This is a genomic window from Pollutimonas sp. M17, from assembly GCF_025836975.1.
GTDB lineage: Bacteria > Pseudomonadota > Gammaproteobacteria > Burkholderiales > Burkholderiaceae_B.
This window is the reverse complement of sequence record NZ_CP107548.1, coordinates 2485595-2507226: the sequence shown is the minus strand read 5'-3', so window position 1 is coordinate 2507226 and position 21632 is coordinate 2485595. Positions and strand designations below refer to the sequence as shown.

Annotated in this window: 22 protein-coding genes; 17 read left to right on the top strand and 5 right to left on the bottom strand. The window is 64.9% G+C overall.

Going from position 1 to position 21632, the window contains the following annotated elements; genetic code table 11:
• Nucleotides 1-5 precede the first annotated feature (5 nt).
• Both OEG81_RS11895 and OEG81_RS11890 read right to left on the bottom strand, forming a co-directional pair.
• The gene (locus OEG81_RS11895) at nucleotides 6-473 is read right to left on the bottom strand and encodes a peroxiredoxin (protein WP_264129465.1); all 468 of its coding nucleotides are present in this window, start codon (nucleotides 471-473) and stop codon (nucleotides 6-8) included.
• Nucleotides 470-919 carry an Mth938-like domain-containing protein gene (locus tag OEG81_RS11890; RefSeq protein WP_264129464.1) on the bottom strand — a complete coding sequence of 150 codons (450 nt, stop codon included), beginning with the start codon at nucleotides 917-919 and terminating at the stop codon, nucleotides 470-472. Before OEG81_RS11890 ends, OEG81_RS11895 begins: the two co-directional genes overlap by 4 nt.
• A 187-nt stretch (nucleotides 920-1106) precedes the next feature.
• On the opposite strand from OEG81_RS11890, the gene alaC reads away from it, so the two are divergent.
• From alaC to crcB, 5 genes are all read left to right on the top strand, one after another.
• Entirely contained in the window at nucleotides 1107-2324 is a 1218-nt protein-coding gene (gene alaC, locus OEG81_RS11885) for an alanine transaminase (RefSeq protein ID WP_264129463.1), read from the top strand.
• Entirely contained in the window at nucleotides 2321-3625 is a 1305-nt protein-coding gene (locus OEG81_RS11880) for a homoserine dehydrogenase (RefSeq protein WP_264129462.1), read from the top strand. The genes alaC and OEG81_RS11880 overlap by 4 nt, the downstream gene beginning before the upstream one ends.
• Nucleotides 3622-5031, top strand: coding sequence for a threonine synthase (thrC, locus tag OEG81_RS11875; RefSeq protein ID WP_264129461.1), 1410 nt, complete (start codon nucleotides 3622-3624; stop codon nucleotides 5029-5031). Before OEG81_RS11880 ends, thrC begins: the two co-directional genes overlap by 4 nt.
• A gap of 100 nt (nucleotides 5032-5131) precedes the next feature.
• Nucleotides 5132-5431: a hypothetical protein gene (locus OEG81_RS11870; RefSeq protein WP_264129460.1), complete on the top strand. Its 300-nt coding sequence runs from the start codon at nucleotides 5132-5134 to the stop codon at nucleotides 5429-5431.
• Between the two features lie 10 nt (nucleotides 5432-5441).
• The gene (gene crcB, locus OEG81_RS11865) at nucleotides 5442-5834 is read left to right on the top strand and encodes a fluoride efflux transporter CrcB (RefSeq protein WP_264129458.1); all 393 of its coding nucleotides are present in this window, start codon (nucleotides 5442-5444) and stop codon (nucleotides 5832-5834) included.
• 37 nt (nucleotides 5835-5871) lie between these two features.
• Here the strand turns inward: crcB and hpnE are convergent, their stop codons facing one another.
• Genes hpnE through hpnC form a run of 3 tightly spaced genes read right to left on the bottom strand, consistent with a single transcriptional unit; the run spans nucleotide 5872 to nucleotide 9079 of the window.
• Nucleotides 5872-7260, bottom strand: coding sequence for a hydroxysqualene dehydroxylase HpnE (gene hpnE, locus OEG81_RS11860; RefSeq protein WP_264129456.1), 1389 nt, complete (start codon nucleotides 7258-7260; stop codon nucleotides 5872-5874).
• 11 nt (nucleotides 7261-7271) lie between these two features.
• Entirely contained in the window at nucleotides 7272-8147 is an 876-nt protein-coding gene (hpnD, locus tag OEG81_RS11855) for a presqualene diphosphate synthase HpnD (protein WP_264129455.1), read from the bottom strand.
• Between the two features lie 50 nt (nucleotides 8148-8197).
• Nucleotides 8198-9079, bottom strand: coding sequence for a squalene synthase HpnC (hpnC, locus tag OEG81_RS11850; RefSeq protein ID WP_264129454.1), 882 nt, complete (start codon nucleotides 9077-9079; stop codon nucleotides 8198-8200).
• Nucleotides 9080-9154: 75 nt separating this feature from the next.
• On the opposite strand from hpnC, the gene alr reads away from it, so the two are divergent.
• From alr to rpiA, 12 genes are all read left to right on the top strand, one after another.
• The gene (alr, locus tag OEG81_RS11845) at nucleotides 9155-10294 is read left to right on the top strand and encodes an alanine racemase (RefSeq protein ID WP_264129453.1); all 1140 of its coding nucleotides are present in this window, start codon (nucleotides 9155-9157) and stop codon (nucleotides 10292-10294) included.
• Between the two features lie 70 nt (nucleotides 10295-10364).
• Nucleotides 10365-11081, top strand: coding sequence for an SDR family oxidoreductase (locus OEG81_RS11840; protein ID WP_264129452.1), 717 nt, complete (start codon nucleotides 10365-10367; stop codon nucleotides 11079-11081).
• Between the two features lie 28 nt (nucleotides 11082-11109).
• Nucleotides 11110-12471, top strand: coding sequence for a DNA repair protein RadA (gene radA, locus OEG81_RS11835; RefSeq protein ID WP_264129450.1), 1362 nt, complete (start codon nucleotides 11110-11112; stop codon nucleotides 12469-12471).
• A gap of 10 nt (nucleotides 12472-12481) precedes the next feature.
• Nucleotides 12482-13258, top strand: coding sequence for a sulfite exporter TauE/SafE family protein (locus tag OEG81_RS11830; RefSeq protein WP_264129449.1), 777 nt, complete (start codon nucleotides 12482-12484; stop codon nucleotides 13256-13258).
• Between the two features lie 4 nt (nucleotides 13259-13262).
• Entirely contained in the window at nucleotides 13263-15767 is a 2505-nt protein-coding gene (locus OEG81_RS11825; protein WP_264129448.1) for an ABC transporter permease, read from the top strand.
• On the top strand, nucleotides 15764-16480 hold the full coding sequence (locus OEG81_RS11820) for a 3-deoxy-D-manno-octulosonic acid kinase (RefSeq protein ID WP_264129446.1): 717 nt from the start codon (nucleotides 15764-15766) through the stop codon (nucleotides 16478-16480). Before OEG81_RS11825 ends, OEG81_RS11820 begins: the two co-directional genes overlap by 4 nt.
• A 61-nt stretch (nucleotides 16481-16541) precedes the next feature.
• Nucleotides 16542-17639 carry a polyamine ABC transporter substrate-binding protein gene (locus OEG81_RS11815; protein WP_264129445.1) on the top strand — a complete coding sequence of 366 codons (1098 nt, stop codon included), beginning with the start codon at nucleotides 16542-16544 and terminating at the stop codon, nucleotides 17637-17639.
• 5 nt (nucleotides 17640-17644) lie between these two features.
• The gene (locus tag OEG81_RS11810) at nucleotides 17645-18775 is read left to right on the top strand and encodes an ABC transporter ATP-binding protein (RefSeq protein WP_264129444.1); all 1131 of its coding nucleotides are present in this window, start codon (nucleotides 17645-17647) and stop codon (nucleotides 18773-18775) included.
• The gene (locus OEG81_RS11805) at nucleotides 18772-19689 is read left to right on the top strand and encodes an ABC transporter permease subunit (protein ID WP_264129443.1); all 918 of its coding nucleotides are present in this window, start codon (nucleotides 18772-18774) and stop codon (nucleotides 19687-19689) included. Before OEG81_RS11810 ends, OEG81_RS11805 begins: the two co-directional genes overlap by 4 nt.
• On the top strand, nucleotides 19686-20489 hold the full coding sequence (locus OEG81_RS11800; RefSeq protein ID WP_264129442.1) for an ABC transporter permease subunit: 804 nt from the start codon (nucleotides 19686-19688) through the stop codon (nucleotides 20487-20489). The genes OEG81_RS11805 and OEG81_RS11800 overlap by 4 nt, the downstream gene beginning before the upstream one ends.
• Before the next feature lie 9 nt (nucleotides 20490-20498).
• Complete coding sequence (locus tag OEG81_RS11795) at nucleotides 20499-20855, top strand: Spx/MgsR family RNA polymerase-binding regulatory protein (RefSeq protein ID WP_264129441.1); 357 nt, start codon at nucleotides 20499-20501, stop codon at nucleotides 20853-20855.
• A 17-nt stretch (nucleotides 20856-20872) separates the two neighbouring features.
• Nucleotides 20873-21571: a ribose-5-phosphate isomerase RpiA gene (rpiA, locus tag OEG81_RS11790; protein ID WP_264129440.1), complete on the top strand. Its 699-nt coding sequence runs from the start codon at nucleotides 20873-20875 to the stop codon at nucleotides 21569-21571.
• Nucleotides 21572-21632 lie beyond the last annotated feature (61 nt).

The following is a 21632-nucleotide window of genomic DNA, read 5'->3' as shown; positions in this document are numbered from 1 at the left end:
CCGCTCTAGGCGCCGTCGCGCACTGCCTGCAAGACCTCGTCGACATGGCCCGGAACGCGCAGGCCGCGCCATTCGCGCAGCAGCGTGCCGTCGGCGCCGATCAAAAAGGTGCTGCGCTCGATTCCGCGTACCTGTTTACCGTACATGTTTTTCATTTTGATGACCCCGAAAAGCTGGCACAGCGTTTCGTCGGCATCGGAAATCAGGGGAAAGGGCAGGTTCTGCTTTTCGCTGAAATTGGCATGCGACTTGAGCGAATCGCGCGAAACGCCGATGACCTGGCAGCCGGCGTCGACGAACTCCTGGTAGGCGTCGCGGAAGTCCTGGGCTTCGGTGGTGCAGCCCGGCGTGCTGTCCTTGGGGTAGAAGTACAGCACGGCGCGGTGCCCGCGCAAGCCGTCCAGGCTGACCTGGCCCTGCGTGCTATGGGCGGTGAATTCCGGAACCGGCTTGCCGGCGGCTATCTGGCTCATGCGATCTCCTTGTTGGGCAGCAGGGCGACGACGACGCGCCGCCCTTCGGACATCAGGATGTTGTAAGTGCGGGCGGCCGCTTCCGTGCTCATGGCTTCTATGCCCACGCCCAGCCGCAGCAAGGGCTGTGTAACGTGGGATGCCAGCAGGTGCTGTTTCAGGCCGGTGCCCACCAGCAGCACCTCCGGCGCATCGGCGGGCCTGGACGCGTTCGCGCCGCCATCCAGAAAGGCCATGGGGTCGGGTTTGCTGTCCTCCAGGCCGGCCACCTGGCGCAGTGCGCCGGTGTCGATGTCGCCGATGGTTTCGACCATCCATTGGTGTATTTCGCCCTCGGGGGCGAAGTAGACGGCGTGCCCGTACGGCACCTCGTTGATCTCGATGTAGTCGGGCCCGTACGCAGTGACCGTATTGAGCGCCGGATTGGATTCGCTTTGTAATTGCACAAATAACTCCATGGGTCAGGTCGATCATAGCGCAAAGCAAAGTTTCCGATCACGCGGCATCCGGTTTTTTTTGGATGGATTAAACTTGCATGTTATTTGCCGCAAGCGCCGGCTTGGGCTAGATTACTGCTTTTGCTGCACCGCACCCATCGATACAAAGCTCCCCCTTCGTGACCCAAGGATAATCATGACGAATTTTCCGCGCATAGAGCGTTTACCGCCATACGTTTTCAACATTACCGGCGAATTGAAAATGGCGGCGCGACGGCGGGGCGAAGACATCATCGATATGTCCATGGGGAATCCCGACGGGCCCACTCCCAAGCACATCGTCGACAAGCTGGTCGAGGCCGCCAGCCGGCCCGACACGCACGGCTACTCGGTGTCCAAAGGCATACCGCGGCTGCGCCGGGCGATCTCGGGCTGGTACGAGCGCCGCTACGGCGTGCAGATCGATCCGGACTCCGAGGCCATCGTCACCATAGGTTCCAAGGAAGGCCTGGCCCACCTGATGCTGGCCACGCTGGATCGGGGCGATACCGTGCTGGTGCCCAACCCCAGCTATCCCATTCATATCTACGGCGCCGTCATCGCCGGGGCGAACATCCGCTCCGTGCCCATGACGCCCGGCCTGGATTTCTTCGAGGAAATCGAGCGCGCGGTCAGGGAAAGCATACCCAAGCCCAAGATGATGATCCTCGGCTTTCCCAGCAATCCCACGGCCCAGTGCGTCGACCTGAGCTTCTTCGAGCGCATCATCGCACTGGCCAAGGAACACGGCATCCTGGTGGTGCACGACCTGGCCTACGCCGACATCACCTTCGACGGCTATGTGGCCCCGTCCATCATGCAGGTGGAAGGCGCGCGCGATGTCGCGGTCGAGTTCTTCACCATGAGCAAAAGCTACAACATGGCGGGCTGGCGGGTGGGCTTCATGGTGGGCAACCAGGAACTGGTCAATGCCCTGGCCCGCATAAAGAGCTATCACGATTACGGCACGTTCACGCCCATACAGGTGGCGTCCATCGCGGCGCTCGAAGGCCCGCAGGAATGTGTCGCGCAGGTGGTCGAGCAGTACCGCAACCGCCGCGACGTGCTGGCCAAGGGACTGCATGAAGCCGGCTGGATGGTCGACATTCCCAAGGCGTCCATGTACATCTGGGCAAAAATCCCCGAGGCCTATCAGCATCTGGGTTCGCTGGAGTTCTCCAAGCGGTTGCTGGCCGACGCCAAGGTGGCGGTGTCGCCGGGCATCGGGTTCGGCGAGTACGGCGACGACTATGTGCGTTTCGCCCTGATTGAAAACGAACAGCGCACCCGTCAGGCGGTGCGCGGCATCAAGGACATGTTCCGCAAGGACGGAGTAGGGCCTGCGAACGCGAAAAAAGAGACCCTAGAGAAATGAGTCCCATAAAAGTTGGTTTGCTGGGTCTGGGCGTCGTCGGCGGCGGCACCTGGAATGTATTGACGCGCAATGCGCAAGAGATCGCGCGGCGCGCCGGCCGGCGCATCGAGGTGGCGGCCGTGGCGGTGCGCGACGTGGACAAGGCCAGGCGCCTGGTCGGCGACCGGATGCTGGTGACGCGCGACGGCATGGAGGTCGTCCGCCACCCCGATATCGACATCGTGGTCGAACTCATCGGCGGCGACACCCTGGCGCGTGAATGGATCATGGAAGCCATCGCCCAGGGCAAGCATGTGGTGACCGCCAACAAGGCCTTGCTGGCCAAGCATGGCAACGAGATCTTCGCCGCGGCCCACGAGAAGGGCGTCATGGTGGCTTTCGAGGCGGCGGTGGCGGGGGGCATTCCCATCATCAAGGCGATACGCGAAGGGCTGACCGCCAACCGCATACAGTGGCTGGCGGGCATCATCAACGGCACGACCAATTTCATCCTGTCGGAAATGCGTTCGCGCGGCCTGCCTTTCGGCGACGTGCTGGCCGAGGCGCAGCGCCTGGGCTATGCCGAAGCCGATCCCACCTTCGATATCGAAGGCGTCGATGCCGCGCACAAGCTGACGCTGCTGGCGTCCCTGGCCTTCGGCATACCCGTGCAGTTCGACAAGGCCCATATCGAAGGGATTTCATCGCTGGCCCAGGAAGACATCGCCCATGCGGAACGCCTGGGCTATCGCATCAAGCTGCTGGGCATTACGCGCCGCCGGGCCGACGGCATCGAGTTGCGCGTGCATCCCACCCTGGTGCCCATGGAGTGCCTGCTGGCCAATGTCGAAGGCGCGATGAATGCGGTGCTGGTCAGCGGCGACATGGTCGGGCCCACCCTGTATTACGGCCAGGGCGCCGGCGAACTGCCCACCGCATCGGCCGTGGTGGCCGACCTGGTGGACGTCACCCGCCTGCAGGCCGCCGATCCCGAGCATCGCGTGCCGCACCTGGCCTTCCAGCCCGATGCCATGGACGACACCCCCGTATTGCCTATTTCCGAGGTCCATTCCTCGTACTACCTGCGCATGCGCGTGCAGGACCGCCCCGGCGTGCTGGCCGATATCGCGCGCATACTTTCCGAGGTCGGCATCTCCATCGGCTCGATGTTCCAGCAGCCCAGCGGCGATGCGCAGGCCGACATCATCTTCCTGACGCACGAAGCGCGCGAAGGCTCGATCGACGCGGCCCTGCTGAGGATACGCACGCTTGCCTTCGTTCATTCCGATGTCACGCGCCTGCGTGTAGAGAGCCTGTTATGAAATACCGTTCCACCCGCGGCGGCATGGCGCCGCAATCCTTTTCCGACATCCTGCTTGAAGGGCTGGCGCCCGACGGCGGACTGGCCCTGCCCGAGCACTTGCCCCGGATCGGCGCCGACACGCTGGAATCGTGGCGCAGCCTGGGCTACGCGGATCTGGCCGCCGAGATTCTTGGACTGTTCATCGACGATATTCCCAAGGCCGACCTGTCGCGCCTGACGCATGCCGCCTACACGCCGTCTGCCTTCGGCAGCGAAGCCATCGTGCCGCTCAAGCCGCTGGACGGGGGCATCAGCCTGCTGGGCCTCTCGGAAGGACCCACGCTGGCCTTCAAGGACATGGCCATGCAGTTTCTTGGCCACGTGTTCGAATACGTGCTGGACAAACGCCAAGGCAGCCTGAATATCCTGGGCGCGACATCGGGCGACACCGGCTCGGCGGCCGAGTACGCCCTGCGCGGCAAGCGCGGCGTATCGGTCTTCATGCTGTCGCCGCATGGCCGCATGAGCGAATTCCAGCGGGCCCAGATGTATTCGCTGCAGGACGCCAACATCCACAACATTGCGCTCAAGGGCGTGTTCGACGAATGCCAGGACATCGTCAAGGCGCTTGCAGGCGACCTGAAGTTCAAGTCCGATTACCACTTGGGCGCGGTCAATTCCATCAACTGGGCGCGCATTGCCGCCCAGGTGGTCTACTACTTCTGGGGATGGCTGCGCAGCACGTCCGGACCGGGGCAGCAGGTTTCCTTTGCCGTGCCCTCGGGCAATTTCGGCAACATACTGGCCGGCCATATCGCCCGCCAGATGGGCTTGCCCGTACGCCGTCTGGTGCTGGCCACGAACGAGAACAATGTGCTGGAAGAATTCTTCCGCAGCGGCATCTACCGCCCACGGGCGGCCGCGCAGACGCATGCCACGTCCAGCCCGTCCATGGACATATCCCGCGCCTCCAACTTCGAGCGCTTTGTCTTCGACTTGCTGGACCAGGACGGCGGCCGCGTGCGCGCCTGCTGGGACGAGCTGGCCCGTACCGGGCAGTTCGACCTCAGTTCGCTCAAGCCCCTGTTCGAGGCGCGTTATGGCTTCGTGGCGGGCGTCAGCACACATGCCGACAGGCTGGCGACCATCAAGTCGCTGTACGAGCGCACAGGCGTGCTGATCGATCCGCATACGGCCGATGGCGTCAAGGTGGCGGCGGACTACGTCGAAGAAGGCGTTCCCATGCTGGTGCTTGAAACGGCCTTGCCGGCCAAGTTCGGCGAAACCATACAGGAAGCCATCGGCGAGCCGGCGCCCGTGCCCGCCCACTTGCGGGACCTGGCCGATTTGCCGCAGCGCGTCCATGTCATGGAGTGCAGGGTCGATCTGGTCCGCGAGTACATCAAGCAACACGCTCCGGCCTAAGGATCCGCGCGGCCCCGGCCGCGCCGCATTCCGGCAATGTTCGGTTGCAATGGCCTGGATTCGTTTTGCTACACTGGATCGACCTTCTAAGGAGCCTGATATGCCAAATGAAAATCATGCAGAAACAGAAGTCGTCGAAATTCATCCGGATGGCCGCCGCGCCGTAGTATGCATCAGGGCAAACGGCAGATCGTATTACCAGGCCTTCGGGCAGGACGGGTTCGGCGTGGGGGTGTACGATCTTCGCGACGAAGCGTCGGCCGCCGCCCAGTGGGCCTGGGATTTTCTTCAAGAGGAGCCCGCCCTGCGCCGCCTGGCGCTGATGCAGCTCATTATCGATAAACTCAAGCTCCAGTTCCCCCTGGAATCCCCCGAGGTAGTCCTCGGACTCAAGGAGTAGCCGCCAGAAAATGCTGACATTCAGCCACTTCCTTGCCATTGGCGTGGGCGCCGCCCTGGGCGCCATCAGCCGCTGGCTGCTGGGCTTATGGCTGAATCAGGCGCATGCCGCCTTGCCCTGGGGCACCCTGGCGGCCAATCTGGCCGGCGGCTATCTGATCGGCGCCGTGCTGGGTGTGGTGTCCCTGTACCCGGAAGTGCCCATGTGGCTGCGATTGATGCTGGTCACCGGCTTCCTGGGCGGGCTGACCACTTTTTCCACTTTTTCTGCCGAGACCTTCGGCTTGCTGGAACGCGGCGCCTACCTGCACGCTTTGGGGTACAGCGGCCTGAGCCTGCTGGGCAGCCTGGCCCTGACGGCCCTGGGCTATGCGACGGTGCACGGCTTGCGTCCCGCGCTGTAGCCGTCTGTTGCCGCAGCCGTCCTGGGGCGCGGCCCGTTCAAGCCTGGACGCGATCGCGATGCAGCGCGTGGTGCAGCAGATCGGCCGCCTTGCGGCCGCTGCGCACGGCGCCTTCCAGCACGGCGGGGTAGCCCGTATCGGTCCAGTCTCCGGCCGTCCATAGCCGCGGCCACGGCGTGCCGTTGCCCGGCCGCGCAAGGTCGGGTACGGCGGCGAAGGTTGCGCGTTTTTCCACGATGAGGCTGTGGCCGGTCACGGAGGGCATGGAGCCGAACCGCCGGGTCTGTTCCCGTATCTGTTCGACGATCGCCGCCACGACGCGTTCGCGCGGCTGGTCCGCCAGGGCGCCGGCATCGCTGACCACGATATGCAGCAGCGGGGCGTCTGCATCGCTCACGGCCGCCGTGTCTTTGGTCGCGGGTCCGCGCAGGCTGCGGCGGTTGAACAGCCACTGCCCGAAATGCAGCCGGACCGGGTCGTCGTGCAGCAACAGCATGGCTTGCGGCAGCGCCCAGGGCCGGGCCAGCCGCAGGGTGAGGGTGGCTATGGGTATGTGGGAGAAGGCCGACAGCGCATCCAGATAGCGCACCCCTTCAGGCGTGGGATCAAGCTGGGCCAGCAGCTTATGGGCGGCCGGCGCGTTGACGGCCACCACGGCGGCATCGAAGGACTCATCGTCCACCTTCACCCCTGCGCCCTCGCATGCCAGCTTCCTGACCGCATGGCCCCGGTAAAGACGGGAGCGGGGTCCGTCCTTCTCATTCTCGGCCAGCCAGGCTTCCAGGCGGTCGGGCCACAAGCGCGACAGGTCGACATTGGGAATCAGCACGTCCGAGGCATGGCGCGTGCCGCCCAGGCTGTCGCGCAGGACGTGCGCGAACAATTGGGCGCAGGCCGATTCCAGCGGCGTGTTCAGCGCAGCCAGGCACAGCGGTTGCCAGAAACGGCGGATGGCCCGGGGCGACTGGCCGCCCTGGTCCAGCCATTCCGCGACGCTCAGGCCCTGCGCCACCCGCCATCCCCGGCCTTGCAGTCTGGATGTGATGGCAATCAGCCTTAGTTTTTCACGCGGGCCCAATCCGCGCGCACCGGCTATGGCGGCCAGCAGATGCAGGGGGGCGGGCAGGGCCGCCGCCCGCAGCTTGAATCGTCCGTCCGCGGACTCCAGAGACAGCCTTTCGCGATGGAACAGGGCGTCGGGATCCAGGCCCAGGTCCCGCATCAGGTCCAGGGTTTCGGTGTAGGCGCCAAGCAGGATGTGCTGGCCGTTGTCGATGGGCGCATCCAAGGTGCGCGAATGGACGCGGCGTGCCCGGCCGCCCAGGGTATGGGCGGTTTCGAACACGGTCACGGCATGTCCGTGGCGCTTCAGGCGATGGACGGCGGCCAGGCCGGCCCAGCCTCCGCCGATGACGGCGACCTTCATGGCGGCGCCTTTCAGGACCGGTCCGCCCCAAGGCGCCTGACCAGGCCCCGTCCCCCGCCCACCCATGTCTTCCAGGCCAGCCAGAACTTGCGTATGGGCGTGAGGGAAATGCGCTGATCCAGCACCTGCCAATTGTCCCGTTCGATTTCATGCAGGAGCGCGCTATAGATGGCCGCCATCATCAGGCCGGGCCGCTGCGCGCGGCGGTCCGCCTCGGGCAGCGCCTGCATGGCCTCGCGGTAGCACTGCCTGGCGCGTTCGGTCTGGAAGCGCATGAGCTCGACGAAGCGCTCGGAATGCTTGCGCTCGATGATTTCAGCCGCCGTGACATTGAACCGCTGCATGTCTTCGACCGGCAGGTAGATGCGCCCGCGCCGGGCGTCGTCGCCGACGTCGCGGATGATGTTGGTCAACTGGAATGCCAGGCCCAGCTTTTCGGCATAGACCCGGGTTTCGGGCCGGGTATAGCCGAAAATGGCGGCGGAGAGTTCGCCCACCACGCCGGCCGCATGCCAGCAGTATTTGCGCAGGCCGGCCCAGTCCGCATAGCGGGCCTGATCCAGGTCCATCTCCATGCCTTCGACGATGGCGTGCAGGCGGTCCGCATCCAGGCCGAAGGTCTTTATGTGCGGGGCCAGCGCCTGCATGACGGGATGGTCCGCATGTCCGTTCTTGTACAGCTGTTCGATCTGGCTGCGCCACCAGGCCAGCTTCATGCGGGCTACGGACGGTTCGGTGGACTCGTCGACGATGTCGTCGACCTCGCGGCAAAATGCATACAGGGCGGTGATGGCCCGGCGGCGCTCCGGCGGCAGGAACAGGAAGGCGTAATAGAAGCTGGAGCCGCTCTGGGCGGCCTTGTTCTGGCAGTATTCGTCTGGACTCATGGGGTCGTCATGGGCAGGGCTGTGCTTGGCGGCTGCGGCCGGCGCGGGCGTCAGCCCAGCGCCCGCCACAAAAGCAGTATCCAATCGCGTTTCTCAAGCGTTGGCCGGTGAAAGAATATGTCGTAGTGTAATTGTTCCATGCGTTCCAGGATACGCAATCCGCCTTGCACGACCAGCTTCAGTTCAAAGCCTATCCGCCCGGGCAACCGGCGCGTCAGCGGCAGGCCCGAGCGCAGCAGGTGACGGGCCTGTTCCACCTGGTCGTTCATCAAGGCCTGCCAGGAGGAAGTGCGGGGGTCGCCGGCATAGGCCCGGCCCCCGGCGTCCGGCGGCATCCTTCCGGCCAGTCCGGTGTAGTCGGCGATAAAGGCTTCGTCGACCTTGTGCCGCCGCAGCGCGTCCTGCGGCAGGTAGACCCGGTTCTTTTTCCAGTCCAGGGCCACGTCCTGCCAGAAATTGGTCAGTTGCAGGCCGGTGCAGATGGCGTCCGACCCGGCCAGATTGGCCTGGCCGGACTTCCCGTACAGATGCAGCATGATGCGGCCCACGGGATTGGCCGAGCGCCGGCAGTAATCGCGCAATTGGCCGTCATCATCGTAGCGTGTGGTGCCCACGTCCTGCTCGAAGGCGGACAATAGGTCGAAGAAGGGTTCCAGGGGCAGCTCGTATTGCCTTATCGTTTCAGCCAGGGGGGCGAACACCGGCTTGCGGGGATCGCCGTCGGGCAGGCTCAGGGCCTGGCCGGCGATATCGCGCAGCGCGGCGCGGTAGCCCGCCAGGAGCTCCAGGCGCTCCTCGGCCTCGGCATCGCCCTCGTCGGCGATGTCGTCCGCGCTGCGTGCATAGCGGTAGATATTCCGGACCGGTGCGCGCAGGCGGCGCGGCAGCAGCAGGGATGCGACAGGGAAATTTTCATAATGATCGACGGCCATAGGCGCTGAGTATAAGACACGGCTTAGCGTATAGTCGGCGGCTGGTTTAGACTTCGGTATCGATAGGGAGTAGCAATGCCGCGTCCAATTTCGGCGACCGTTTCGGTGTCGTCGCTCAGCCATAATCTGCATACCGTGATCCGGCAGCTCGGGCCGGCCGCGGGGCAGCGCGCGCCCAGCGTCTGGGCCGTCATCAAGGCCAATGCCTATGGGCACGGCATCGACAACGCCGTCCGGGGCTTCCAGCAGGCGCAGGGGCTGGCCATGCTGGATCTGGACGAAGCCGTGCGCTGCCGTGAATTGGGCTGGGACAAGCCCATCCTGCTGCTCGAAGGGTTTTTCCAGCCCGGCGACATCGCGGTGCTGCAAGAATACCGGCTGACGACGGCGGTGCATTGCCAGGAACAGCTGGATATGCTGCTTGCGGCGGGCGCGGCCCGGCCAGGCGCGGCCCGGCCCCTGGACGCCTTCATCAAGCTCAATACCGGCATGAACCGGCTGGGCTTCGCCGCCGAGGATTATCCGGGCGCCTACCGGCAGGCCTTGGCGGCGCAGGAGCGCGGCATCCTGGGCGCGGTGGGCAAGATGACCCATTTCGCCCGCGCCGACGACGACCCCATCGTCACCCGGCAGCAGCTCGATATCTTTCACCAGGCGACACAGGGCCTGCCCGGCAAGGTCAGTGTCTGCAATTCGGCCGCCACGCTCACGCAAGGACTGTGGGCGGGCGTTTCCGTGCCCCAGGGCCAGGAGCAGTGGCTGCGTCCGGGCATATGCCTGTATGGCGCCTCGCCGTTTGCCGACAGGACGGCGGAGCAATTGGGCCTGCTGCCGGCCATGACGCTGGCGGCGGAACTCATCAGTGTGCGCCGCATAGCCGGGGGCGCCGCCGTGGGCTACGGGCACTCGTTTGTGTCTTCGGAGCCCATGCGGGTGGGCATCGTGGCCTGCGGTTATGCGGACGGCTATCCGCGCCATGCCGGCACCGGCACACCCATCGTCGTCGACGGCGTTCGCACGCGGGTATTGGGGCGTGTCTCCATGGACATGCTGGCGGTCGACCTGACACCGGTGCCGCGGGCTCGCGTGGGTAGCCGCGTGGTGCTGTGGGGCCAGGGCGGGCCGTCGGTGGACGAGGTCGCGCTGGCGGCGGGCACCATAGGCTACGAGCTGCTTTGCGCGCTGGCGCCCCGGGTGCCGAAAATTATTGCCTAGCCCGCGCCCGCATTGAGTACACTGTTGCGTCGTCTTTTCGTGCTTCGACGAATCTTGAAAAGGAAATCGCGTGAAGAACAAATGTGTATTGGTAACCGGCGCTACAAAGGGAATAGGGTGGGCGATCAGCCAGCATCTGGCCGATCTGGGATGCCATGTGGTGGGTCTTGCGCGCAACACGCAGGACATCGATTTCCCAGGCTATCTGTATTCCTGCGACCTCGGCAATGCCGGTGAAACCGAAGACATGCTGCGCGTCATCCGAGAAAAATACCCCGTCGATGCCGTGGTCAACAACGTCGGGCTGGTCCTGCCCGAGCCCCTGGGCGAAGTCGACCTGGCCTCGCTCTATCAGGTGTTCGACCTGAACGTGCGCGTCGCCGTCCAGGTGACCCAGACTTTCATCCCGTCCATGAAGGCCCGGAAAGAAGGGCGCATCGTCAACATCTGCAGTCGGGTCACGCACGGGGCAGTCAGCCGGACCAGCTATTCGGCCGCCAAAAGCGCCTTGGTGGGCTGCACCCGCACCTGGGCGCTGGAACTGGCGCCCTATGGCATTACCGTCAATGCGGTCTCGCCCGGCCCCATCGAGACCGAATTGTTCCGGGCGGGGCACCCCGAAGGCAGCGAGGCCGAGAAAAGGGCCTTGTCCTCCATTCCCATGGGGCGCCTGGGCGCGCCGGCCGACGTGGCCGCCGCGGTCACCTTCCTGTTGAGCGACGAGGCCGGTTTCATCACCGGACAAGACCTGGGCGTGGACGGCGGAGGCAGCATTGCCGGCAGATAGCTTCATGAGCGCCGGTTAAACTTGCCAGATGGCCAAAGCAAAAACCTTATTTACCTGTAGCGACTGCGGCGGAAGCTGCCCCAAGTGGGAAGGCAAATGCCCGCATTGCGGCGCCTGGAACACTCTGCAGGAAACCCGCGACGCCGCTGCGGCCGCGCATCGCTACGCGCCGCTGGCCGGCGCCAGCCCGGTGCGCAGCCTGGCCGAGATCGAGGCGCGCGAACTGCCGCGCCAGCCCACCGGCATTTCCGAGTTCGACCGCGTCCTGGGCGGCGGCCTGGTGGCGGGCGCCGTCGTGCTGATCGGGGGCGATCCCGGCATCGGCAAGTCCACCCTGCTGTTGCAGGCCCTGGTTTCCCTGTCCAAGGCGGTCAAGGTGCTGTACGTGACGGGGGAAGAGTCGGCCGAGCAGGTTGCGCTGCGGGCCCGGCGCCTGGAACTGGTCACCGGCGAAGTCGACCTGCTGGCCGAAATCCGCCTGGAGTCCATCATGGCGGCCCTGGCCGAACAGAAGCCCAGCGTCGCCGTCATCGACTCCATCCAGACGCTGTATTCGGGCGAACTCAGCGCCGCGCCGGGCTCCGTATCCCAGGTGCGCGAGTGCGCCGCCCAATTGACGCGGCTGGCCAAGCAGACCGGCATCACCATCGTCCTGATCGGGCACGTCACCAAGGACGGCAGCCTGGCGGGCCCCCGCGTGCTGGAACACATCGTCGACACGGTGCTGTACTTCGAGGGCGATACGCATTCCTCCTTCCGCCTGGTGCGGGCCTTCAAGAACCGCTTCGGGGCGGTCAATGAACTGGGTGTCTTCGCCATGACCGACCGAGGCCTGCGCGGCGTCACGAATCCCTCGGCCTTGTTCCTGTCCCAGCACGAGCAGAACGTGCCAGGCTCCTGCGTCATGGCCACTCAAGAGGGCACGCGTCCCTTGCTGGTCGAGATCCAGGCCCTGGTCGATACGGCCCATGTCCCCAATCCGCGACGGCTCTCGGTAGGACTGGAAGGCACCCGCCTGGCCATGCTGCTGGCGGTGCTGCACCGGCACGCCGGCGTCGTGACCTTCGATCAGGATGTCTTCGTCAATGCCGTGGGCGGCGTCAAGATCACCGAACCGGCGGCCGACCTGGCGGTGCTGCTGGCCATCATGTCCTCGCTGGGCAACAAGCCGCTGCCCAAGGGCTTGGTCGTATTCGGCGAAGTCGGGCTTGCCGGCGAAATACGGCCCGCTCCGCGCGGCCAGGAACGCTTGCGCGAGGCGGCCAAGCTGGGGTTCAGCCTGGCGCTGATTCCGAAGGCGAATGCGCCCAAGCAGCCCATCGAAGGGCTGGAAATATGGGCGGTCGACCGCGTGGACGCCGCCATGGCCCGCTTGCGCGCCCATGCTTGAGGGGTAGCGATTGGAGTGGCATGTCATTGCCCTGGGCTGCTTGCTGTCGGGCGCCATCATCGGTTTCACCGGCGGCGTGCTGGGCATAGGGGGCGGCTTGCTGGCCATCCCTTTGCTGGGCCTGGTCATGGGCATGGGCCAGCAGGCCGCGCAGGGAACGGCGCTGATCATGGTGTTGCCGGCCGTACTGATCTCGGTGCGCAAGTACAACCAGCACGACAAGATCGACGTGCGCGCGGCGGTGGCGGGGGCGCTGGGCTCCATTGTGTTCACCTGGGTGGGCGCCAGGATAGCCCTGGGCATCGATCCCATTGCCCTGCGCCGCATCTACGCGCTATTCGTCCTGTGCGTCGCGCTGTTTTACTTTTACCAGAGCCGTCGCAAGCCGCGGGGCGGCAAGCCGCCCGCTCCCCGAGGCAGACCCCAGGATTTCCACAAGGGCTGGTTTGCACTGCTGGGCGTGTTCGCGGGGCTGGCCAGCGGAATATTCGGCGTGGGCGGGTCGGTGCTGGCCGTTCCCGTATTGACGACGGTCTTTCGCCTTAGCCAGACGGGCGCCCAGGCGCTGGCCCTGACGATGATCATACCCGGCATTTTCGTGGCGCTGTTCACCTATGCCCTGCACGGGCAGGTCGATTGGCTGGCCGGGCCGTTCATGGCGCTGGGCAGCATCTTCCTGGTTCCCTATGGGGTTCGGCTGGCCTATGCCCTGCCAGAGCCCAGATTGAAGCTGACCTTTGCATGCATGCTTCTTGTTATCATGGTCTTGTTGCTTTTGAAGGCCTGATTCCATGCGCGCCGGTTGGTTGTCCACTATTCGATTCGGGGCGAGAGCCCTGCGGCGCGACTGGCGCTCGGGCGAGCTGCGCCTCTTGCTGCTTGCCCTGCTGATCGCCGTGTCGGCGGTGACCAGCGTCGGCTTCCTGGCCGACAGGGTAGGGGGCGCCCTGGAGCGCGACGCGGCGCAGATGCTGGGTGGCGACCTGGCCCTGCAGGCCGACGAACCCATACCGGCGGAGTTCCTGGCCCAGGCTTCCACGGCGGGCCTGGCGACCGCCCAGACCCTGCAATTTCCTTCCATGGCCGGCAGCGGCGAAGCCAGCCAGCTCGTCTCGCTGAAGGCCGTGTCCGATGCCTATCCCCTGCGCGGCGAACTGCGCCTGTCGGATGCCCCCGCCGGTGCGGTGACAGCCGCCAGCAAGCCCCCGGACCGGGGGACGGTGTGGGTCGATGCCCAGGTGCTGGGCCTGCTGGGCGTCAAGGTGGGCGATATGATCGACATCGGCGACGCCAGCATGACGATCGCGCACATCATTGCCTACGAACCCGATCGCGGCATGCAATTCGTCAATGTCGCGCCGCGCGTGATGATGAATCTTGCAGACCTGCCGGCCGCCGGGCTGATGGGACCGGGCAGCCGCATCGGCTATTCCCTGCTGCTGGCCGGCCCCGAGGCGGCGGTGCGCGGCTACGAGGCCTGGCTCAAACAGAACATGCGGCGCGGCCAGAAGCTGAGCACCGTCGAGACCAATCGGCCGGAGGTCCAGCGCGCCCTGACGCGGGCGCATCAATTCCTGGTCCTGGTCGCCTTGCTCACCGTCATGATCGCGGCGGTCGCCATTGCGCTGGGCGCCAGGCGCTTCGCCCTGCGCCATCGCGACGGAATCGCCGTCATGCGCTGCCTGGGAGCGAGCAAGGCGCAACTGGGCCACATGCTGTGGTCGGAGTTCCTGCTGCTGAGCCTTGCGGCCTCGCTGGCGGGCGCCTTGATCGGCTACGCCATGCACGAGGGCCTGGTCGCCGTCGTATCGAACTGGCTGGAGGTCCGCCTGCCCGCCGCCACCCTGCAGCCCGCCTTGCAAGGCCTGGCCGCCGGCCTGTTGCTCCTGCTGGGCTTTGCCTTGCCGCCGCTGGCCGCCTTGCGCGGGGTGGCGCCCGCGCGCGTCTTGCGGCGCGACACGGCCAGTGCGGCCGTGTCGGGCTGGCTCTCGTACGCCTTGGGAGCCGGCGCATTCTTTCTGTTGATGCTTTGGATAGCCGGAGACCTGAAACTCAGCCTGGTCATGGCGGGCGGATTCCTGATCGCCCTGGCGGTCTTCGCCATGCTGGCCTACGCCATGGTGGTTGTCCTGGGCCTGCTGCGCTATCGCGCCATGGGGCATGCGTCCCTGCGTTTTGCGCTGGCTGGCATGGCGCGCCGCCGGGGGCATACCGTCACGCAATTGTGCGCCTTGTCGGTGGGCCTGATGATCATGCTGCTGCTGGCCATCACACGCAACGATTTGCTGCAGGGATGGCAAAACACCTTGCCACCCGATGCGCCAAACACCTTCCTGATCAATATCCAGCCCGATCAGCGTCAGGCGGTGGCGCAGAGCCTGGAACGGTCCGGCATGGGATCGCCGCCGCTCTCGCCCATGGTGCGTGGCCGGCTGCTTGCCATCAACGATCAGCCGGTCAGCGCCGACCGCTACGAGGATGACCGCGCGCGCCGCATGGTGGACAGGGAATTCAATCTGTCCTATGCCAGTTCGCTGCCTTCCGGCAATGACATCGTCGAAGGCCGCTGGCTGGATCCCGCCCGGCACGAGCTTTCCCTGGAAAGCGGGCTGGCGGGGACGCTGGGCATTCATGTCGGCGATGCGCTGACCTTCGACGTGGCGGGCCGGCCCCTGCGGATGACCGTCAGCGGCCTGCGCAAGGTGGACTGGGATTCCTTCCAGGCCAATTTCTTTGCCATCGCCAGTCCCGCGGCCCTGTCCGGCGCGCCCGCCAGCTTCATCACCGCCGTCCATGTTTCCAAGGATGGCAGGCCAGCCATGCGGGACCTGCTGCGCGAATTTCCCAACCTGACCGTGTTCGATGTCGGCGCCATCCTGGGGCAATTGCAGCAGGTGCTGGACCAGGTGGCACAGGCGGTGCAATTGCTGTTCCTGTTTACCGTGCTGGCCGGCATCGTGGTGCTGGGCGCCGCCCTGTATTCGACGCGGGATGAGCGCATGCACGAAGTGGCCGTTCTTCGCGCGCTGGGCGCCAGCGGCCGGCAGCTTTCCGCTGCGCTGCGCACGGAACTGCTGCTGCTTGGCGGCCTGGCCGGCCTGCTGGCGGCATCGGCCGCCGTGGCGGTGGCCTGGCTGCTGGCGCGCGAGGTGTTCGATTTTTCATTGGGCCTGTCGTGGTGGCCCTGGGCCATCGGGGTGGGCGCCGGCATGCTCGCCGCCCTTGCGGGCGGCCGCATTGCGCTGGCCGGTGTACTGGGGACGCCCCCGCTGGTATCCCTGAGAGAGGCGGTATGAGCGATCGCGTCGAGGCATGCACCCTTGGTTTCACGGACGGCGCCATGCGCTACGATGCGCAGCGCATAAAGGAGGCAGGGCCGTTTCTGTTCGACCCCGGCTCGGACGGGTTGGGGGCGGTTCCCGTTGCGCAGGGCGGCCGTCAGGCGGCCTGGTTCGTGCAGGGCGAGTTCGGCCAGGCGGTGCTGCGCCGTTACCGGCGCGGCGGCCTGATGGCCAGGATCAGCGCCGATCGCTATGTCTGGGGAGGGGCGGACCGCACGCGCTCGTTCGCCGAGTTCGAACTGCTGCGCTTCATGCACGATAAGGGCCTGCCGGTGCCCAGGCCCCTGGCGGCGGGCTACTGGCGCAGCGGCCCGACCTACCGCGCCGCCATCCTGGTCCAGCGCATTGCAGGCGTGCGGCCCCTGGCAAGCATGCTCGACACCGGCTCTCCGGCGGTGGTCGCCATGGCCATCTTCGCCATGCATGAAGCGGGCGTCTGGCATGCGGACCTGAATGCCTACAACATCCTGCTCGATCAGCAGGACAAGGCCTGGCTGATCGATTTCGACAAGAGCTACCGTAAAGTGCTGTCGGCCGAACGCAAGCACGCCAATCTTTTGCGGCTGCGCCGCTCGCTGGTCAAAGTGGCGGGCAGCCGCGGCTTGCAGTGGTGGGAAGAACTTGCCCGCGACTATCGTCTGCTGACGGCGGCAAAAGCGCACATTTAGCGAGAAAAAGCTTTATCATCACGCCTTTTGACGGTTTTGTGATTGTCGGGGGAAACTCGCAATGAAATTCGGCACGGTAAAAGGTCTGATCCTGGGCGCGGCCCTGGCTGCGTCGCCCCTGGCGTGGGCGCAGGAAAAAGTCGTGAACGTCTATAACTGGGCCGAATACACCGCGCCCGACACGATTCCAGGTTTCGAGAAGGCCACCGGCATCAAGGCGCGCTACGACGTCTACGACAGCAACGACACCCTGCAGGCCAAGCTGCTGACCGGCAAGTCGGGCTACGACGTGGTCGTGCCGTCCACGCATTACGCCGCGCGGCAGATCGAGGGCGGCCTGTTCCAGAAACTGGACAAGTCCAAGATACCCAACTGGAAGTACCTGGACCAGGACATCATGGATATCGTCGCCGCGGTCGATCCGGGCAATCAGTATCTCGTGCCCTGGGGCTACGGCACCAACGGCCTGGGCTACAACGTGACCAAGGTGCGCGAGATCATGGGCGAGGATGCGCCGCTGGGCAGCTGGGACATGCTGTTCAAGCCCGAGAACGCCGAGAAGCTGAAATCCTGCGGCATCTCGGTGCTCGATGAAGCGGCCCAGGTGTTTCCCGCCGTCCTGCATTATCTGGGCAAGGATCCCAACAGCAGCAATGCCGACGACTACAAGCAGGCGCTCCAGTTGCTCAAGACCATACGGCCCTACATCAGGCAGTTCAGCTCCTCGGGCTACATCGACGAGCTGGCCGCCGGCGACCTGTGCATGGTCTACGGCTATTCGGGCGATGTCATGATCGCGGCCAAGCGCGCGCGCGAGGCGGGCAAGAGCTACAAGATCGACTATTACATACCTGAAGGCGGAGCGCCGGCCTGGTTCGACACCATGGCCATTCCCAAGGATGCCGCGCACGTCGACGAGGCCCTGGCCTTCATCAACTACATCGAAACCCCCGAAGTGCATGCCGCCATCACCAACGTCATGTTCTATCCCAACGCCAACAAAGAGGCGCGCAAGCACGTTGTGAAAGAGGTCGCCGACAATCCCATGATCTATCCGCCGGCGGATGTGGCCAAGACCCTGTTCGTGATCAAGCCGCAGCCCCTGGCCGCGCAGCGCCTGCAGACGCGGATGTGGGCCGAACTCAAATCGGGACGATAGCCGCCATGCTCGACAACCGATCCGCCGCGCCATCCTGGTCCGGCGATGCCGATGAATTCGTCCGCGTCGAGGAAGTCGTCAAGATATTCGGCGATACCGTTGCCGTGCAATCCGTCAACCTGTCGGTGCGCCGCCACGAGGTCTTCGCCCTGCTGGGCAGCTCGGGCTGCGGCAAGTCGACCCTGCTGCGCATGCTGGCCGGCTTCGAGGAGGTGACCTCGGGCCGCATCTACCTGGACAACGAGGACATCACCGCCTTGCCGCCGTACCGGCGGCCCGTGAACATGATGTTCCAGTCCTACGCCCTGTTCCCGCACATGACGGTCGAGGCCAATGTGGCCTTCGGCCTGAAGCAGGAAGGCGTGCCGCGCAACGAGATCCACGAACGGGTGTTCGAGGCGCTGGACCTGGTGCAGATGGCGGGCTTTGCCCGCCGCAAGCCGCATCAGATGTCGGGCGGGCAGCAGCAGCGCGTCGCCCTGGCCCGCAGCCTGGTCAAGCGCCCCAAGCTGCTTTTGCTGGACGAGCCCATGTCGGCGCTTGATAAGCAGATACGCCAGAAAACCCAGATCGAGCTGGCCAAGATCCTGGAGCAGGTCGGCGTGACCTGCATCATGGTCACGCACGACCAGGAAGAGGCCATGACCATGGCGCACAGGCTGGCGGTCATGACCGAGGGCCAGATCGTCCAGTGCGGCACGCCGCACGATGTCTATGCCTTTCCCAATTCGCGCTTCGTGGCCGGCTTCATCGGTTCGACCAATCTGTTCACGGGCACCATCGTGGTCGACGAGCCCGACCACGTGCTGATCGAAAGCGCCGAGCTGACACGCCCCCTGTACGTCAATCACGGCGTCAGCGAGCCGCTGGGCATGGAGGTGCATGTTTCCATACGGCCCGAGAACATCCGCGTGCTGCGCGAGCAGCCCGAGGCCGAGTCGAATTGGGGCCATGGCATGGTCAGCCACGTGGCCTGGATGGGAAGCTATGCGCGCTACCAGGTCCGGCTGGATGCAGGGCAGGTCATCGAGGCCAACGTGCCCAGCCTGGTGCTGGCCCAGGCGGATGCGCCCGGACTGGACGACGAAGTGTACGTCGCATGGTCCAACGACAGCGCCACCGTGCTGCCGTCATGAAGAAGATCTTGTCGTCGGGCCTGCCGGGGCGCAAATGGCTGTCGATAGGGCCGCCGTTCCTGTGGCTGGCGCTTTTCCTGCTGCTGCCTTTCCTGCTCGTCCTGAAGATCAGCTTTGCCGAACTGAAGTTCGGCATTCCGCCGTATACGCCCCTGGCCGAGCTGAAGGACCAGACGGTGACGCTGGCGCTCAGCCTGCGGGGATACGCGCTCCTGTTCACCGACAGCCTGTACATCGCCACCTACCTGAATTCGGTGAAGATGGCGGCCGTGACCACCTTGTGCTGCGCGCTCATCGGCTATCCCATGGCGTATTACATTGCGCGCTCGCATCCCTCGGTGCGCAACCTGCTGCTGCTGGGCGTGATACTGCCTTTCTGGACTTCGCTGCTGCTGCGCGTCTATGCCTGGGTGGGCATCCTGCGCAACGACGGCCTGCTCAACAATCTGCTGCAATGGCTGGGGCTGATTTCCGAACCGCTGGAAATCTACCGTACGGACCTGGCCGTTTACATCGGCCTCGTCTATGCCTACCTGCCGTTTTTCGTGCTGCCCCTTTACGCAACACTGGTGAAGCTGGACATACGCCTGCTGGAGGCCGCCTACGATCTGGGCGCCCGACCCTGGCGCGCCTTCTTCAGCGTGACCCTGCCGCTCTCCATGCCGGGCGTCATCGCCGGCGCCATGCTGGTGTTCATTCCTTCGGTGGGCGAGTACGTCATTCCGGAGATGCTGGGCGGGGCGAACACACTCATGATGGGCCGTGTGATGTGGACGGAGTTCTTCAATAACGCCGACTGGCCCATGGCGGCGGCGGTCACCTGCGTCATGGTCATGATGCTGCTGGTGCCCCTGGTCATCTTCCAGTACAACCAGATCCGGCAACTGGAACAGCAGCGAGGAAAAACGCAATGACCCGCCCACATCCCGTGCTGCGCGCCACGGTCCTGGCCTTGGGGTATGCCTTCCTGTACATACCCATTCTTTGCCTCATGGCGTTCTCGTTCAACGATTCATCCATGATGACGTCATGGACAGGCTTTTCGCTGAAATGGTATGTGGAGCTCTTCAACGACCAGGCCCTGCTCAGTGCAGCACGCCTGTCGCTGCTGATCGCCGCGCTGACCGCCACCGCCGCCGTGGCCATCGGCACCTGGGCCGGCTATGTGCTGGCCCGCATGGGCCGCTTCCGCGGATTCGCCCTGTACATAGGCATGGTCAGCGCGCCGCTGGTCATGCCCGAGGTCGTGCTGGGCATCTCGCTGCTGCTGATGTTCGTCGAGATCAGCCAACTGTTCGGATGGCCGTCCGGCAATGGCATATTCACGATATGGGTGGGGCACGTGACCTTGTGCATGGCCTACGTGGCGGTCATCATCCAGTCGCGCATACGCGAGCTGGACCGGTCGCTGGAAGAGGCGGCCCTGGACCTGGGCGCCACGCCGCTCAAGGTATTCTTCGTCATTACGCTGCCGCTGATACTGCCGGCCCTCATGGCGGCCTGGCTGCTGGCCTTTACGCTGTCGCTGGACGATGTGGTGATCGCCTCGTTCCTGTCGGGGCCGGGCTACACTACCTTGCCGCTGGAGGTCTTCTCGCGCGTCCGCCTGGGCCTGAAGCCTGAAATCAACGCGCTGGCGACCCTGTTCATGCTGACTGTCGGCATTTTCGTCGTGGTCGCCAACCACATGCAGTGGCGCAAGGGACAGGCATAAAGGAAGAAAATGAGCACTGTGCAGCTTTATGGATTGAAAAATTGCAGTACCTGCGTCAAGGCCATGCGCTGGCTGGAGCAGCAGGGCGTCGCCTACGAATTCAGCGACTACCGCGACAAGCCGCTGGCGCCAGCGGCGCTGCGTGCATGGGCGGCCGAGCTGAGAGGATGGGAAAAGCTGGTGAATCGCGCTTCGATGACCTGGCGCAATTTGCCGCAGGAAAGCAAGTCGCCCGCATCCGACGATGAATGGCTGGCATTGGTGGCCCGGTTTCCGGCGCTCATCAGGCGCCCGCTGGCCATAGACGCCGCAGGCCGGGCGAGCGTCGGTTTTTCAGAAAAAAAATATGGCGAGATCTTCGCCTGACAACACTGGAGCCTACCATGTTTACTCAAGACGACCTCAAGCAGAATGTCGCGCGGGCCGCTGTGCAGTATGTTCTGCCTTTCCTGAAGCCCGACACCATACTGGGGGTCGGCACGGGCTCCACCGTCGATATGTTCATCGACGCGCTGGCGGCCTACAAAGACCGCTTCCGGGGCGCGGTGTCCAGTTCCGAGCGCAGTTCGGCGCGCATGAAGGCGCTGGGCATCAGCGTGTTCGACCTCAACCAGGTCGAGTCCATGCCTTTGTACGTGGACGGCGCCGACGAGGTCGACCACGATCTGTGCATGATCAAGGGCGGTGGCGGCGCGCTCACGCGCGAGAAGATCGTGGCCTCGGTGGCCGAGCGCTTCGTATGTATCGCCGATGAATCGAAGCTGGTCAATACGCTGGGCCGCTTCCCGCTGCCCATCGAGGTCATACCCATGGCGCGCGAAGCCGTGGCCCGCCGCCTGGCCCGCCTGGACGGCAGGCCGGGGCTGCGCGAAGGCTTCGTCACCGACAACGGCTGCGAGATCCTGGACGTATCCGGCCTGATCATCGACGCGCCCGCCGAACTCGAAGCCACCATCAACAGTATTCCGGGGGTGGTCAGTTGCGGGCTGTTCGCGCTGTCGGGCGCCGACGTCGTGCTGTTGTCCACGCAGAAAGGCGTGCGCCAGATCGACAGGCTCCAGGCCCAGGATCTGGAGTCATGATCTTGTCATAATCGGCCGGTAAGCTAGCCGGGCTTGCGGCCGCGAAGGTCCGCGGCCGTGG

What these genes read in the sequence shown, in the direction of transcription:
- hpnD (WP_264129455.1), bottom strand. Translation starts at nt 8,147, where the DNA reads ATGAGTCCAGACGAATACTGCCAGAACAAGGCCGCCCAGAGCGGCTCC.
- radA (WP_264129450.1), top strand. Translation starts at nt 11,110, where the DNA reads ATGGCCAAAGCAAAAACCTTATTTACCTGTAGCGACTGCGGCGGAAGC.
- alr (WP_264129453.1), top strand. Translation starts at nt 9,155, where the DNA reads ATGCCGCGTCCAATTTCGGCGACCGTTTCGGTGTCGTCGCTCAGCCAT.
- OEG81_RS11810 (WP_264129444.1), top strand. Translation starts at nt 17,645, where the DNA reads ATGCTCGACAACCGATCCGCCGCGCCATCCTGGTCCGGCGATGCCGAT.
- alaC (WP_264129463.1), top strand. Translation starts at nt 1,107, where the DNA reads ATGACGAATTTTCCGCGCATAGAGCGTTTACCGCCATACGTTTTCAAC.
- hpnC (WP_264129454.1), bottom strand. Translation starts at nt 9,079, where the DNA reads ATGGCCGTCGATCATTATGAAAATTTCCCTGTCGCATCCCTGCTGCTG.
- hpnE (WP_264129456.1), bottom strand. Translation starts at nt 7,260, where the DNA reads ATGAAGGTCGCCGTCATCGGCGGAGGCTGGGCCGGCCTGGCCGCCGTC.
- OEG81_RS11895 (WP_264129465.1), bottom strand. Translation starts at nt 473, where the DNA reads ATGAGCCAGATAGCCGCCGGCAAGCCGGTTCCGGAATTCACCGCCCAT.
- OEG81_RS11795 (WP_264129441.1), top strand. Translation starts at nt 20,499, where the DNA reads ATGAGCACTGTGCAGCTTTATGGATTGAAAAATTGCAGTACCTGCGTC.
- OEG81_RS11825 (WP_264129448.1), top strand. Translation starts at nt 13,263, where the DNA reads ATGCGCGCCGGTTGGTTGTCCACTATTCGATTCGGGGCGAGAGCCCTG.
- OEG81_RS11880 (WP_264129462.1), top strand. Translation starts at nt 2,321, where the DNA reads ATGAGTCCCATAAAAGTTGGTTTGCTGGGTCTGGGCGTCGTCGGCGGC.
- crcB (WP_264129458.1), top strand. Translation starts at nt 5,442, where the DNA reads ATGCTGACATTCAGCCACTTCCTTGCCATTGGCGTGGGCGCCGCCCTG.
- rpiA (WP_264129440.1), top strand. Translation starts at nt 20,873, where the DNA reads ATGTTTACTCAAGACGACCTCAAGCAGAATGTCGCGCGGGCCGCTGTG.
- OEG81_RS11805 (WP_264129443.1), top strand. Translation starts at nt 18,772, where the DNA reads ATGAAGAAGATCTTGTCGTCGGGCCTGCCGGGGCGCAAATGGCTGTCG.
- OEG81_RS11800 (WP_264129442.1), top strand. Translation starts at nt 19,686, where the DNA reads ATGACCCGCCCACATCCCGTGCTGCGCGCCACGGTCCTGGCCTTGGGG.
- OEG81_RS11870 (WP_264129460.1), top strand. Translation starts at nt 5,132, where the DNA reads ATGCCAAATGAAAATCATGCAGAAACAGAAGTCGTCGAAATTCATCCG.
- OEG81_RS11815 (WP_264129445.1), top strand. Translation starts at nt 16,542, where the DNA reads ATGAAATTCGGCACGGTAAAAGGTCTGATCCTGGGCGCGGCCCTGGCT.
- OEG81_RS11820 (WP_264129446.1), top strand. Translation starts at nt 15,764, where the DNA reads ATGAGCGATCGCGTCGAGGCATGCACCCTTGGTTTCACGGACGGCGCC.
- thrC (WP_264129461.1), top strand. Translation starts at nt 3,622, where the DNA reads ATGAAATACCGTTCCACCCGCGGCGGCATGGCGCCGCAATCCTTTTCC.